The 12,523-nt window shown below is 67.7% G+C and carries 12 protein-coding genes; 5 read left to right on the top strand and 7 right to left on the bottom strand.

What is annotated here, in order from left to right; genetic code table 11:
* Positions 1-476: 476 nt before the first annotated feature.
* The 7 genes from sat to P8014_RS19000 are packed head-to-tail and all read right to left on the bottom strand — an operon-like array spanning position 477 to position 8,677.
* Positions 477-1,649, bottom strand: coding sequence for a sulfate adenylyltransferase (gene sat, locus P8014_RS19030; RefSeq protein ID WP_337818905.1), 1,173 nt, complete (start codon positions 1,647-1,649; stop codon positions 477-479).
* A gap of 29 nt (positions 1,650-1,678) precedes the next feature.
* A complete protein-coding gene (gene cysG, locus P8014_RS19025) occupies positions 1,679-3,103 on the bottom strand; it encodes a siroheme synthase CysG (RefSeq protein ID WP_337818904.1) in 1,425 nt (474 codons plus the stop codon).
* A 2-nt stretch (positions 3,104-3,105) separates the two neighbouring features.
* Complete coding sequence (locus P8014_RS19020; RefSeq protein ID WP_337818903.1) at positions 3,106-3,738, bottom strand: peroxiredoxin; 633 nt, start codon at positions 3,736-3,738, stop codon at positions 3,106-3,108.
* Positions 3,735-5,429, bottom strand: coding sequence for an NADPH-dependent assimilatory sulfite reductase hemoprotein subunit (locus tag P8014_RS19015; protein ID WP_337818902.1), 1,695 nt, complete (start codon positions 5,427-5,429; stop codon positions 3,735-3,737). The genes P8014_RS19020 and P8014_RS19015 overlap by 4 nt, the downstream gene beginning before the upstream one ends.
* Positions 5,419-7,209 carry an assimilatory sulfite reductase (NADPH) flavoprotein subunit gene (locus P8014_RS19010; protein ID WP_337818901.1) on the bottom strand — a complete coding sequence of 597 codons (1,791 nt, stop codon included), beginning with the start codon at positions 7,207-7,209 and terminating at the stop codon, positions 5,419-5,421. The genes P8014_RS19015 and P8014_RS19010 overlap by 11 nt, the downstream gene beginning before the upstream one ends.
* Positions 7,206-7,919 carry a phosphoadenylyl-sulfate reductase gene (locus P8014_RS19005; protein WP_337818900.1) on the bottom strand — a complete coding sequence of 238 codons (714 nt, stop codon included), beginning with the start codon at positions 7,917-7,919 and terminating at the stop codon, positions 7,206-7,208. Before P8014_RS19005 ends, P8014_RS19010 begins: the two co-directional genes overlap by 4 nt.
* Positions 7,920-7,939: 20 nt before the next feature.
* Positions 7,940-8,677, bottom strand: coding sequence for a sulfite exporter TauE/SafE family protein (locus P8014_RS19000; protein WP_337818899.1), 738 nt, complete (start codon positions 8,675-8,677; stop codon positions 7,940-7,942).
* Between the two features lie 160 nt (positions 8,678-8,837).
* Between P8014_RS19000 and P8014_RS18995 the strand changes: the two genes are divergently transcribed.
* The 5 genes from P8014_RS18995 (at position 8,838) to pdxH (ending at position 12,096) form a co-directional block, all read left to right on the top strand.
* The gene (locus P8014_RS18995; protein WP_337818898.1) at positions 8,838-9,014 is read left to right on the top strand and encodes a LysR family transcriptional regulator; all 177 of its coding nucleotides are present in this window, start codon (positions 8,838-8,840) and stop codon (positions 9,012-9,014) included.
* 20 nt (positions 9,015-9,034) lie between these two features.
* Complete coding sequence (locus P8014_RS18990) at positions 9,035-9,820, top strand: LysR substrate-binding domain-containing protein (protein ID WP_337818897.1); 786 nt, start codon at positions 9,035-9,037, stop codon at positions 9,818-9,820.
* 21 nt (positions 9,821-9,841) lie between these two features.
* Positions 9,842-10,615: a M90 family metallopeptidase gene (locus tag P8014_RS18985; RefSeq protein WP_337818896.1), complete on the top strand. Its 774-nt coding sequence runs from the start codon at positions 9,842-9,844 to the stop codon at positions 10,613-10,615.
* 63 nt (positions 10,616-10,678) lie between these two features.
* The gene (locus P8014_RS18980; RefSeq protein ID WP_337818895.1) at positions 10,679-11,473 is read left to right on the top strand and encodes an alpha/beta fold hydrolase; all 795 of its coding nucleotides are present in this window, start codon (positions 10,679-10,681) and stop codon (positions 11,471-11,473) included.
* Positions 11,474-11,502: 29 nt separating this feature from the next.
* Positions 11,503-12,096, top strand: coding sequence for a pyridoxamine 5'-phosphate oxidase (gene pdxH / locus P8014_RS18975; protein WP_337818894.1), 594 nt, complete (start codon positions 11,503-11,505; stop codon positions 12,094-12,096).
* Positions 12,097-12,523: the final 427 nt, after the last annotated feature.

The raw sequence follows: 12,523 nt of genomic DNA, 5'->3' as shown, positions 1-12,523 counted from the left end.
CGTAGGTTGGGGGTGAGTGCAACGAACCCCAACATGAGCTGCGCCGTCCGCGTTGGGGTGCGCTTCGCTTACCCCAACCTACGTTTCCGATTCGTAGTTCAGTGGCTTGGGTACGTTCTGTTTTGTCTTGTCGATTCCCGTTAGGCCTTGCCTCGAGCGTGCGCCCCGGCGCGGGGTCGGGCGGCAGGGAGGCCGCCCGAGCAGGCTTTGCCAGGAGGGCAAGTGCCTGCGGTGCCCCGCGACGGGGCGTGCGCTTGAGGTTTGCCCGTAGGGACAAGGCCTTTCGGGTGCCTTTCTTTCGCCTCTTTCTTTGGGCATGCAAAGAAAGAGGCTCGGGCGCGTCACCGATTCAAAGCGAATCCCCATACATAGAATCGCGCCCGAAACCGGCCACCCAAGCCGGCCAATACATCGCCATCAGTCACACAAAGTCAAAACCGCAAAGGCCGATTCGTGCCCGAAATAAACTCCAACGTTCAACCCACCCGCCGCACACCCTGCATAAGCAAGTCAGCCACCTCAGGCCGGGTGAACTCCACCGGCGGACGCACGCCCTCGCGCAGCATGGCGCGCACCTTGGAACCGGACAGCTGCAGCCAGTCGTCCTCCGGATGCGGGCAGGTCTTGCGCGTGGCCATCTGCGCGCAGCGCGTGCAGTAGGCGGCGTTCTCGAACGGTAGCGGGATAATGCGCAAATCTTCCGGACCCAGCGTCTCGAAGATGCGCTGCGCGTCATAGGTGCCGTAATAGTTACCCACACCGGCATGGTCGCGGCCGACGATGAAGTGGCTGCAGCCGTAATTCTGGCGCGCGATGGCGTGCTTGAGAGCCTCGCGCGGGCCGGCATAGCGCATCGCCGCGGGGAACACGCCGAGCACGATGCGATCCTGCGGATAGTAGCGTTCCAGAATGACCTCGTAGGTGCGGATGCGCAGGTCGTCGGGGATGTCGTCGGACTTGGTCTGCCCCACCAGCGGATGCACGAACAGGCCGTCCACGGTCTCCAGCGCGACCTTTTGCAGGTATTCGTGGGCGCGGTGAATGGGATTGCGTGTCTGGAAAGCCGCCACCTTGCGCCAGCCGCGCCGCGCGAATTCCGCACGGCTCTGCGCCGGCGTGTAGCGGTAGCTGTCGAAACTGCCGTGCAGTTCGGGCTCGATCAGCCGCACCGGGCCGGCCAAGTAGACATCGCCCAACTCGCGCACCGCGGCCACGCCGGGGTGTTCGGCATCGTCAACGCCGTACACCGCGCTCGCCTCCAGCGGTTTGTCCACCTCATAGCGCTCGGTAATCCGCAGCGTGGCGATCACGCGGCCCTCCCAGCTAAGGGCGATTTCCGCAGCATCGCCGATCCCGGTGAGATTCGCCTCGTCGACGTCGAAGACCACCGGAATCGGCCACAGCGTGCCGTCCGCCAGGCGCATCTCGTCCAGCACGCGCCGATAGTCGAGTTCGCCCATGAATCCATCCAGCGGCGAATAGACGCCGGTGGCGAGACATTCCAGATCGGCGAGCTGGCGCGCGGTCAGCGCCAGGCGCGGCAGGGCTTCGGCGTGTCGCAAGGCCGCCTCGCGTTTCTCCGGCGGCACGACGAGGTCGACCAGGCGGCCGCCGTGAGGAGCGATGAGTGCGGAGGTGTCGATAGTCATAATGGCGTTCCGGGGTGTCCGTGAAGTGTTCAAAGTAAGGCATATACGGCTTCGCACCGCGCGCTCGTCTCGTCCTCGACTACAGGCGGCGCGCCGAACCAGTGAAGTCGTTCGGCCAGCGCGGTGACCTTGCCGACCATCAAAATGGCAGGCGAGGCGGCCCCCCGTTCCTCGGCGAGCCGCGGTAGCGATTCCAGCGTTCCCAACAGCACGCGCTGCGAGGGCTGCGTACCTTCGGTGACCAGCGCCGCCGGCCAGTCGACGGGCAGACCGTGTGCGGCAAGCTGCGCGCAGATGCTGGCGAGTTCGTGCAACGGCATGTAGAACACCAGCGTGTTCTGCGGTTTGGCCAGCACGGACCAGTCATGTTCGCTGCCGTCCGGGTGGACATAGCCGGAGGTGATCACCAGGGTGTAGGCATGTTCGCGGTGGGTCAGCGGTATGCCCGCACAGGCGGCGCAACCGTTGGCGGCGCTGATGCCGGGCACGACCTCGAAGGCGATGTCAGCGCGCACCAGGGCCTCGGCCTCCTCGCCCCCGCGACCGAAGATCATCGGATCGCCACCTTTGAGGCGCACCACGCGCAGACCGCGGCGGGCATAGTCGAGCAACAGGCGCTGGATCTCGCCCTGCGGCGTGTGCACGCCACCGGCGCGCTTGCCGACGAACACGCGCTCGGCCTCGGGCCGCACGAGATCCATGATCTGCTCGGACACCAGCGCGTCGTACAGCACCACGTCGCAACCCTGGATCAGTTGCAGCGCCTTGAGCGTGAGCAGATCCGGGTCGCCGGGACCGGCACCGACCAGTGCGACCGGCGGCGGCGCCTGGGTGGCACCCAGCGCCAGGTCGCGCCAGGCTTCACGTACCCGGTGGCCGTCGATCTGCGTCAGCTCGGGACCGCCCAGCATGCGTTCCCAGAACGCGCGCCGTTCGGGCAGCGTGGCGAAGCGTTCCTTGACTCGCCCACGCAGCCGCCCCATCAGCTCCGCGAGCGACGACAGCGAGCGCGGCAGCCGGGCTTCGAGCCAGGTCTTGACGTGGCGCGCCAGCATCGGCGCCCGCCCGCCGGAGGACACTGCGATCAGCAGCGGCGAGCGGTCGACGATGGCCGGCAGGATGAAGTCGCAGTACTGCGGATCGTCGACCACGTTGACCGGAATGCCCGCTGCACGGGCCTCGCCGGCGACGCGGTGGTTGGTTTCGGCGTCGTCGGTGGCGGCGACCACCAGGCACTGCCCGTGCAGCACCTCGCCGGCGTAGGCGCCGGCAAGGTGCGCGATGCGTCCCGCTTCCAGTTCGCCGCGCAATTCGCTGCCCAGGCGCTCGGCCGCAACGCTCACCGCCGCGCCGGAACGCAGCAACGCCCTGGCCTTGCGCGCGGCCACACTGCCACCGCCCACCACCAGCACGGGCCGATCCCTCAGATTCCAGAAGACGGGATACCAGTCCATGCTCAGTCCGGCAGGCGCGTGTAGCGCAGGTAGGGACGCGGGGCGTCCCAGCCCTGCGGGAACAGTTCGCGGGCCTTCTCGTCGGAGACCGATGGCGGGATGATCACCGGCTGGCCCGGTCGCCAATTGACCGGCGTGGCCACGGTAGCGCGGTCGCTGGTCTGCAGCGCATCGACGACGCGCAGGATCTCGTCGAAGTTGCGCCCCACCGAGGGCGGATAGGTAAAGCTAAGGCGCAGACGCTTCTGCGGATCGATGACGAACACCGCGCGCACCGTGACCTTGGGGTCGGCCTCGGGATGCACCATGCCGTAGAGGTCGGACACGGTGCGATCCTTGTCGGCGATCAGCGGGAAGTTCAGTGCATGACCCTGAGTCTCGCGGATATCGTCGGCCCAGCCGTGATGATCGTCCAGCGGGTCGACCGACAGACCGATCAGCTTGACCCCGCGCGCGGCGAACTCCGGCTGCAGGCGCGAGGCCTCGCCCAGCTCGGTGGTGCATACCGGGGTGTAGTCGGCCGGGTGCGAGAACAGAATCGCCCACTGGTCGCCGATCCAGTCGTGGAAGCCGATCGGCCCCTCGGTGGTCTCGACGCGGAAATCGGGAACAGTCTGGTTGAGTTGCAGGGTCATGCGATCACTCCTTGTTCGCTGGTTGAAGTTGCCCCGAGCAGATCGAGGCGGTGCAGAAAGTCGCCGAATCCCTCGCCGTCCGCGCGCTCCTGTGCGAAGCGGGCGAACAGCGGGCGCAGGGTGTCGAGCAGGCCGGCCTCGTCCAGCGACTCGCGCACCCGTGTGTTGAGGCGGGCGCCGGCACGGTCGCTGCCCAGATGCAGGTCGTAGAGACCGGGCGCCCTGCCGACCAGGCCGATCTCGGCCAGATACGGGCGGGCGCAGCCGTTGGGGCAGCCGGTCACGCGCAGCGACAGGTTCTCGCGCTCCAGGTCGAACTCGGCCAGCAGGGCGTTCAGGCTCTGCAGCAGGGCCGGCAGGTAGCGCTCGCTCTCGGCCATCGCCAGCGGGCAGGTCGGGAATGCGACGCAGGCCATAGCGCCGGTTTCCAGCGGCGTGCGCCGCGGCGCGAGATCGAGTTCGAAGCGCTCGAGCACGGCTTCGACCTGCGGACGCGCCGCCGAGCTCACCCCGGCCAGCACCAGGTTCTGGTTGCAGGTAAGGCGAAGCTCGCCGCCGTGGGCACGTACAAGTTCGTCCAGGCCGCTCAGCGGCAGGTACTCGGGCTGGCCGTCGACCACGCGCCCGCCCGGCACGTAAAGCGCGAGGCTGGCGGTGCCGTCGGCATGATCGACCCAGCCGAATTCGTCGCCGGACGTGTCGAAGCGCGCGGGGCGCGTCGGCGCCAAGTCGAAGCCGCTGCGCCGCTCCACCTCGGCGACGAAGACATCCAGTCCCATGCGGTCGATGGTGTACTTGAGCCGGGCCTGGGCGCGGTCGCTGCGGTCGCCGTTGTCGCGCTGGGCGGTGACCACGGCCTCGGTGACGGCCAGCACCTGCTCCGGCGTGCAGAAACCAATTACGTCGGCCACACGCGGATAGGTCGCCAGGTTGGTGTGGCTACGCCCCATGCCGCCGCCGACCGTGACATTGAAGCCGGCCAGCCGGCCCTCCTCCTCAATCGCGACGAAGCCCAGATCGTGGGCGAACACGTCGACGTCGTTGGATGGCGGAATGGCCAGGGCAATCTTGAACTTGCGCGGCAGGTAGGTCTTGCCGTACAGCGGCTCGTCCTCCGGTTGAACCACCGGTTCTCCGTCCAGCCAGATCTCGTGGTAGGCGCGCGACCGGGGCATCAGATGCGCAGCGATCCGCTGTGCCCAGCCGTAGACCTCGCCGTGCAGCAGCGAGCGGTTGGGATTGGCGCAGGCGATGACGTTTCGGTTGATGTCGCCGCAAGCGCTGATGGTGTCGAGCAGGACGCGGTCCAGGTCCTGCAGCGCGGGCTTCAGGTTCTCCTTGAACAGACCGTGGAACTGGATGCTCTGGCGGCTGGTGATGCGCAGGCTGCCGTCGCCGTAGGCACGCGCCAGCTGGCTCAGCGCCAGCCATTGGGTGGCGTCGAGCACCCCACCCGGCAGACGCAGGCGGGCCATGAACTGGTACTGCGGCTCCAGCTTGCGGCGCTGGCGCTCGGCGCGCACGTCGCGATCGTCCTGCTGGTAGATGCCGTGGAACTTGATCACCTGCGTGTCGTCGGCGTGCACCGCGCCGGTATGGCGCAGGTTCAGGCTCTCGATCAGGCTGCCGCGCAGGCCTCGACTGGCGGTCTTGATGCGTTCGACGTCGGAAAGCGGCTTATCAGTAGACATCCCGGTGGTATCTCCCCGTGTGCTTGAGGTCTTCTACATAGGCTTCGGCCTTGTCGGCCGGCAGGCCGCCGGCGGCGCCAACCACCCCGATCAGCGCCTGGTGCACGTCGTGCCCCATGCGCTCCGCGCCGCAGACGTACAGCGCCGCGCCCTCTTCCAGCCAGGCGTACAGGTCGGCGGCGCGCTCGCGCAGACGATCCTGCACGTAGACCTTGTCCTGCTGATCGCGCGAGAAGGCCACGTCCAGCTGCGTCAACAGCCCGTCGTCGCGCCACTGCAGCCATTCGCGCTGGTAGAGGAAATCGGTCCTGAAGTTGCGATCGCCGAAGAACAGCCAGTTGCGTCCCGGTGCGCCCAGCACCTCGCGCTCCTGCAGGAAGGCGCGGTAAGGCGCGACGCCGGTGCCGGCGCCGATCATGATGATCGGACGTTCCGGGTCTTCCGGCAGGCGGAACGCGGCGTGCCCCTCGAGGAACACCGGCACACCGTCGCCCTCGGTCAGACGCTCGATGAGCTGCGTCGAAGCCACCCCGAAGCGGTCCCGCCCGCGGCTTGCCCAGCGCACCGGCGCCACGGTCAGATGTGCCTCGTCCGGATAGGCCAGCGGGCTGGAGGCGATCGAGTAGCGCCGAGCCGGCAGCACCCGCAGCATGTCGGCAAAGTCCTGCGCCGACAGCCCCTGCACCGGATGCTCGGCGACCACGTCGAGCACGTCGCGCCCGTCCATCCACTTGGCGAGTCCCTCTGCGTCCACCGCCAACCCGCGCAGTTGATCCGACTCGGCCGCCGCCGCGTAGCGCTCCACGAAGGGGCGCGTGAGGCGCGTGATCTCGTAGCGCGAGGCCAGCGCTTCGGCCAGCGTGCGCTCGCCCTGCGGCGTGGCGACTGCGGCGTCGCCGTCCAGGCTCAGGCGCTCGACCAGCGCTTCGACCAGCTCCGGCGGATTCGACGGCACGATGGACAGGCTGTCGCCGGAGGCGAACTCGATCTCCGAACCCGCCAGATCCAGCTCCAGATGCCACACCTCGCGGCTGGACCCCTCGGCGGTCAGCGGCAGGCGCTCGAGCAGCGGCGCGGCGAACGGCTTGTGCCGCGTCCATGCCGGGCGCGCCGCCGCGCCGGGTACGGCCGCCACGCGCGGGGTGTCCGGGCGCTGCTCGTTGAGCTTGCCGAGCACACGCTCGGTCCACTGTCCAGCCGCTTCCTCGTAGTCGAGATCGCAGTCGACGCGCTCGACCAGCCGCGTGCCGCCGGCCGCGGCCAGCGCCTCGTCGAAATCCTTGCCCGCCTGGCAGAAGCGCGGGTAGCTCGCGTCTCCCAGCGCCAGCACGGCGAAATGCGTGTCGGCCAGCTTCGGAGCCTTGGCGCCGGTGACCAGCGCGTGCAACTCCTGGGCGCTGTCCGGCGGATCGCCGTCGCCATGGGTGCTGACGATGAGCAGCAGGTTGCGATCCTCACGCAGCCGCGCCCGACGGTAGCGCAGCATGTCCAGCGTCTCGGCCTCGAACCCGAGGGTGCGGGCGCGCTCTGCCACCCGCTCGGCCAGCGCGGCGCCGGTGCCGGTCTGCGAGCCGTAGAGCACGACGATGCGCACGGCCTCGGCCACGGGTTCCGCCGCCGGCGCGGCCACGCCCGCTCCCTGCAGGCCGGCCAGGTAGCCGCTTGCCCACAGCAGTTGCTCGGGGCTCAGCGCATCGGCGAAGCGGCGCAGTTCGTGGAACTGGCCTTCGTCGAGCACCGGCGCCGGCACGCGGCGGGGAAGTTCGACCACTGCGCTCATGCGCCCGCTCCCACGGCCGGGCGCAGATGCAGGCCGCATTCCTTGGATTCGGGCAACTCCCACCACCAGCGTCCGGCGCGCACGTCCTCGCCCTGAGTGACGGCACGGGTGCACGGCGCGCAGCCGATGCTGGGGTAGTGCCTGTCGTGCAGCTTGTTGTAGGGCACGGCGTGCGCACGGATATAGGCCCACACCTCTGCCTCTGTCCAATCGGCAAGCGGGTTGATCTTGAACAGGCCATTGCCTTCGTCCCACTCGCGCACGGCCAGCTCCTGGCGGGTCACCGCCTGTTCGCGACGCAGGCCGGTCACCCAGGCCTTGTGCCCGCGCAGCGCGCGGCGCAGCGGCTCGATCTTGCGGATGGCGCAGCACTGCTTGCGCCGCTCGACGCTGTTGTAGAAGGCGTTCGGGCCATGCTCGGTGATGTACTCCTCCAGCGTCTCGGCACGCGGGAAGTAAATGCGCGGCGCGCGGTGATAGTGCGCGCGAACGTCCTCGAGCAGCTCGTAGGTCTCGGCCGGCAGACGGCCGGTGTCCAGCGTGAAATCCTCGATTTCGGGCACGTACCGATAAATCAGGTCGGTCAGGACCATATCCTCCGCGCCCAGGCTGTTGGCGAAGACTACCGACACATCCTCGCGCACGGCGCGCCGAAGCACTTCCACGGTATGGGCGATACGGTCCTGCGGAGCCGGGGTAAGAGTGGACATAGTGGGTTCCTCGTGGCGGTTCAGACAATGAGCTTGGTGGCCGCGCCGGTCAGCACCACGGCCAGGGTGTAACGCATCCATTTATCGGGCAGGCGATGCACCAGACGACGGCCGAGCCAGATGCCGGGTACGGCGCCGAGCGCCAGGTCGATGGCGATGCGCCAGTCCACCTGGCCGAGCAGGAAATGCCCGCCCGCGGCCAATGCAGCCAGCGGCACGGCCTGGGCCAGCTCAGTGCCGACGATCTCGCGCAGCGGTCGCCCGGGATACAGGCGGGTGAGCAGGGCCGTGCCCAGCGTGCCGGCGCCGATCGAGGACAGCACCACCAGCGCGCCGCCCGCGCCCAGCCAGGCCGGGCGCGCCGCCGGATGCGGACCGGCGACGTCGCCGCGCCGGCGCAGCACCATGCTCAGCGCGCTCAGGATCAGCGCCGCACCGACGGCAACATGGATGAAGCGCTCCTGCAACGCGGCGCCGTGGAACAGCGCCAGCAGCGCCGTGGTGACGACGACCGCCGGCACGCTGCCGGCCAGCATCCAGCCGACCGTGGACCAGTGCACCCGCCGGTCGCGGGCATAGGACAGCAGCGCGCCGCTCTTGGTGAACACCGCGTACAGCAGATCGGTGCCCACCGCCGTCGCCGCCGGCAGGCCGAAGCCGAACATCAGCGTCGGCGTCATCAGCGAACCGCCGCCGACCCCGGTCACGGTGACCAGGGTGGCGATCAGCATTCCTGTTGCGGCGAGTATCCAGTCCATGGGTCCATCTGCGATTGACTACAGGACGAGACACTATCGCGGCGACTTATTCCAAACAAAGATTATGTTTTCACTTGCATATGACTTAATGGAATAAGTACAGTGATTGCCAGCGCGAATCCGCTTTCGCGCCATACCGCCCCAACCGCGAAGCCGACCGATGAAACTCCGCCAGGTCCAATACGTTTGCGCCGTCGTGCAGAACGGCCTCAGCGTCTCCGCCGCCGCCGAGGCGCTGTTCACCTCCCAACCCGGAATCAGCAAGCAGATACGCATGCTGGAAGACGAACTGGGCGCCCCATCTTCGAGCGCAACGGCAAGCAGTTCAGCCGCCTGACGGACTTCGGCCGCGGGCTCATGCCCTACTTGGAACGCATCCACTCCGAGGCGGAGAACGTGCGGCGCGTCGCCACCGAACTTACCTCCCCCGAATCCGGCTCGCTGTCGATCGCCACCACCCACACCCAGGCGCGCTACATCCTGCCTCCAGTCATCGCCGCCTTCCGCGAGCGCTATCCGGACGTCAAGCTCAACCTGCATCAGGGCACGCCCGAGCAGATCGCTGAACTCGCAGCCAGCGGCAAGGTGGACTTCGCCATCGCCACGGAAAGCCTCGAACACTTCGCGGATCTCGTACTGCTGCCCTGCTACCAATGGAACCGCGCGGTCGTCGTGCCGCACGGCCACCGGCTGGCCAACGGCGAACCGCTAACCCTCGAAAGCCTCGCCTCACATCCGCTGGTGAGCTACATCTTCGGCTTCGACGACCGCTCCAAGATGTCGGTCGCCTTCGCCAGAAAGCGACTGCAACCCAACCTCGTACTGACCGCCACCGACGCGGAGGTCATCAAGACCTACGTGCGCAGCGGCCTCGGCGTGGGCCTGCTGGCGAAAATCGCCTACGAACCCGAACGTGACGACGACCTGGTCTGCATCGACGCGCGCCACCTGTTCGCCAACGAAGTGACCAGCATCGGACTGCGCCGCGGCCTGGTGCTGCGCGGCTATATGTACGACTTCATCCACCGCTTCGCGCCGCACCTGGACCGCGTGGCGGTGGATACCGCCGTGCTGGCGCACGACCCGGACAAGGAGCACCGGCTGTTCCAGGCGCACATTCCCTACCTGATGCTGCGCGGCTGACGCCGGCCCACCTGATCGCCCATGTTCGGACACCTGCTCAAACGCTTGCGACGACGGCCCGCACCTTTCGACGCCGAGCGGTGGCAGGCAGCCGCCGAAGGCCAGGCAGTGCTGGAAAACCTGGGCGAGGAAGCTCGCCCGCGGCTGTGGTCGCTGGCGCAGGAGTTCCTGCGTACCCGCGCCATGCAGCCGGTCGGCGGACTCGAACTCGACGCCGACGCCCGCCGGCGCATCGCCCTGCTCGCCGCGCTGCCCGTCCTCGAACTCGACCTGGGCTGGTACCGCGGACTGCACGAAGTGGTTGTCTACCCGGCCGGCTTCGCGCCGGAGCACCGCTGGGAGGACGAGGCCGGCGTGGTCCACACCGAGCGCCGCGAACTCAGCGGCGAAGCCTGGGATCAGGGCCTGCTCATCCTGTCCTGGAACGACGTGGAGGAATCCGGCGAACTGGACGGCAACAATGTGGTACTGCACGAATGTGCGCACTGGCTGGACATGCAGGCCGGCGACGCCAACGGCCGGCCGCCGCTGCACGCCGGCATGTCGGCGCAGGATTGGAGCGAAGCGTTCACCCGCGCCTATGCGGCCTTCCAACGCAAGCCGCAACGATATCCTTCGCTCGATCCCTATGCTGCCGAAGCGCCGGAAGAGTTCTTCGCTGTCGCCTGCGAAGCGTTCTTCGAACTGCCGCACCAGTTGGCGCGCGACCTCCCGCCGGTCTACAGTCAGCTCAGCGCGTTTTTCCGGCAGGATCCGCGCAAGCGCACTCCCGACGCGCGAAGCCGCGCCGAATGACCAAGCCAGCAACGCGCAACGCCGCCAATCAACCTCACTATCAACGCGTCCGGAGGACGCGATATGCACGCAGAGCCCCTACCCCGCCCACAGCCGCTCCGCTTCGACAACGCCCGCGGCCAGCCGCTGGCCGGCGTGCTGCACAAACCCGCCGGCGAAGCGCGCGCATACGCCGTCTTCGTCGCCTGCTTCACCTGCAGCAAGGACATCCCCGTCGCCGTGCGCCTCGCCCGCGCCCTGGCGCAGCACGGCTTCGGCGTGTTGCGCTTCGACCTGACCGGCCTGGGCGAGAGCGGCGGCAGCTTCAACGAAACCGACTTCGAGAGCGAAGTGGACGACGTCCTGCGCGCCGCCGCCTGGCTGGACGCCCATGCTCAGGCCCCGCACCTGCTGGTCGGCCACAGCCTCGGCGGAGCCGCCGTACTCGAAGCCGCGGCGCGGCTGCCCGAAGTGCGCGCGGTGACCACCATCGGCACCCCCGCCACGCTCGACCACATCACCGACCTGCTGCACAGCGAGACCGAGGAACGCCATCCGGACGGCAGCCTGACCGCTACCATCGGCGGCCAGCGCTTCACCTTCGCGCCGCACTTTCTCGACACCCTCGCCCGCTACAGCCCGACCCAGGCCGCCGCGCGCCTGAACCGCGCATACCTCGTCATGCACGCCCCGGCCGACAGCATCGTGCCCTATGGCCAGGCGCACGCCCTGTTCGACGCCGCCGCCGAACCGCGCGCTTTCATCAGCCTGGATGACACGGATCATCTTCTGCGCCGCCAGGCCGACGTAGACTATTGCGCTGACCTGATCTCCGCCTGGGCGAGCCGCCCACTGGCGCCCGCGCGCACCAGGCGCTGACCCGCAAACAAATCATTAACGAGGACACCATGCTCGATCCGCGCATACTCGAAACCTTCAGTGAACTCTACGAACAGGCCCTGGGCTCGGCCGAAGCCATCCCCACCGCCATGAATCTCGCCACGGTCGGCCTCGACAATCACCCGCACAGCCGCATCGTCCTGCTCAAGGACTTCGGCCCCGAAGGCTTCGACTTCTACACCAACTACGACAGCGACAAGGGCGCCGAGATCGCCGCCAACAACGCCGTCGCGCTGTGCGTACACTGGCCCACGCTGGGCGAAGAAGGCGGCACGCAGGTGCGCATCGAAGGCCGCGCGCAACAACTGCCCGCCGAAGTCTCGGACGCCTATTTCGCCACCCGCCCTCGCGGCAGCCAGCTCGGCGCCTGGGCCTCCCTGCAGTCGCAGACCCTGCCGACGCGCGACGACTTCGACGCCCGCTATGCGAATTACGAACAGGAATTCGCCGACGGCGACGTGCCCCGCCCGCCGCACTGGGGCGGCTACCGCATCGCACCCGACCGCGTCGAGTTCTGGTACGGCGCCAGCTACCGCCTCCACGAGCGCGTGCTCTGGGAACTGCAGAACGGGCAGTGGAACTCGCGGCTGCTGTATCCGTAACGCCGCGGGCATCCGAGGTCCATCAGGCCGTAAAGGGCATCAGGCAAAAGCGCTGCCGCCCGGCGAAGGAACGAAACCCCGCCCAGCCGATCGAAAACAATAGGTTTCGACGTGATCGCGACACTGTCGGCGAGGAAACCGGACGCGCTTGAGGAACTTCAGCCCAATACAGATGTATTTGCTGAAAACGTTGGGGGTGTGTTTCCTTGCCTGGCATCCCCAAGCAACGCGGCCTTCCAGAGGCGCCAGCCATTTTAAGCACCTCACAGGTGTGTTTGAACACACCCTATTTAGGGTGTCTAATTTTAATGGGTCTTCACCGGATTGAGTGGGTGACTGACCGATTTATGAGTCGATTGGGGTAGAGATCGAGGCCGCCGAGATGGAAGTAGATGGCGTTATGAAAGCGAGCGCGGTTGCGAAAGCC

It is taken from the genome of Acidihalobacter sp. (genome assembly GCF_037381185.1).
Lineage (GTDB): Bacteria > Pseudomonadota > Gammaproteobacteria > DSM-5130 > Acidihalobacteraceae > Acidihalobacter_A.
Note: the sequence above shows the minus strand (reverse complement) of the source record. Positions and strands in the feature narration are given on the sequence as shown.

Excerpts from the sequence above, each read along its gene's own strand:
- P8014_RS18985 (WP_337818896.1), top strand. The coding sequence starts at position 9,842 with ATGTTCGGACACCTGCTCAAACGCTTGCGACGACGGCCCGCACCTTTC.
- P8014_RS18990 (WP_337818897.1), top strand. The coding sequence starts at position 9,035 with ATGCCCTACTTGGAACGCATCCACTCCGAGGCGGAGAACGTGCGGCGC.
- P8014_RS19000 (WP_337818899.1), bottom strand. The coding sequence starts at position 8,677 with ATGGACTGGATACTCGCCGCAACAGGAATGCTGATCGCCACCCTGGTC.
- P8014_RS18980 (WP_337818895.1), top strand. The coding sequence starts at position 10,679 with ATGCACGCAGAGCCCCTACCCCGCCCACAGCCGCTCCGCTTCGACAAC.
- pdxH (WP_337818894.1), top strand. The coding sequence starts at position 11,503 with ATGCTCGATCCGCGCATACTCGAAACCTTCAGTGAACTCTACGAACAG.
- P8014_RS18995 (WP_337818898.1), top strand. The coding sequence starts at position 8,838 with ATGAAACTCCGCCAGGTCCAATACGTTTGCGCCGTCGTGCAGAACGGC.
- sat (WP_337818905.1), bottom strand. The coding sequence starts at position 1,649 with ATGACTATCGACACCTCCGCACTCATCGCTCCTCACGGCGGCCGCCTG.
- cysG (WP_337818904.1), bottom strand. The coding sequence starts at position 3,103 with ATGGACTGGTATCCCGTCTTCTGGAATCTGAGGGATCGGCCCGTGCTG.
- P8014_RS19005 (WP_337818900.1), bottom strand. The coding sequence starts at position 7,919 with ATGTCCACTCTTACCCCGGCTCCGCAGGACCGTATCGCCCATACCGTG.
- P8014_RS19010 (WP_337818901.1), bottom strand. The coding sequence starts at position 7,209 with ATGAGCGCAGTGGTCGAACTTCCCCGCCGCGTGCCGGCGCCGGTGCTC.
- P8014_RS19020 (WP_337818903.1), bottom strand. The coding sequence starts at position 3,738 with ATGACCCTGCAACTCAACCAGACTGTTCCCGATTTCCGCGTCGAGACC.
- P8014_RS19015 (WP_337818902.1), bottom strand. The coding sequence starts at position 5,429 with ATGTCTACTGATAAGCCGCTTTCCGACGTCGAACGCATCAAGACCGCC.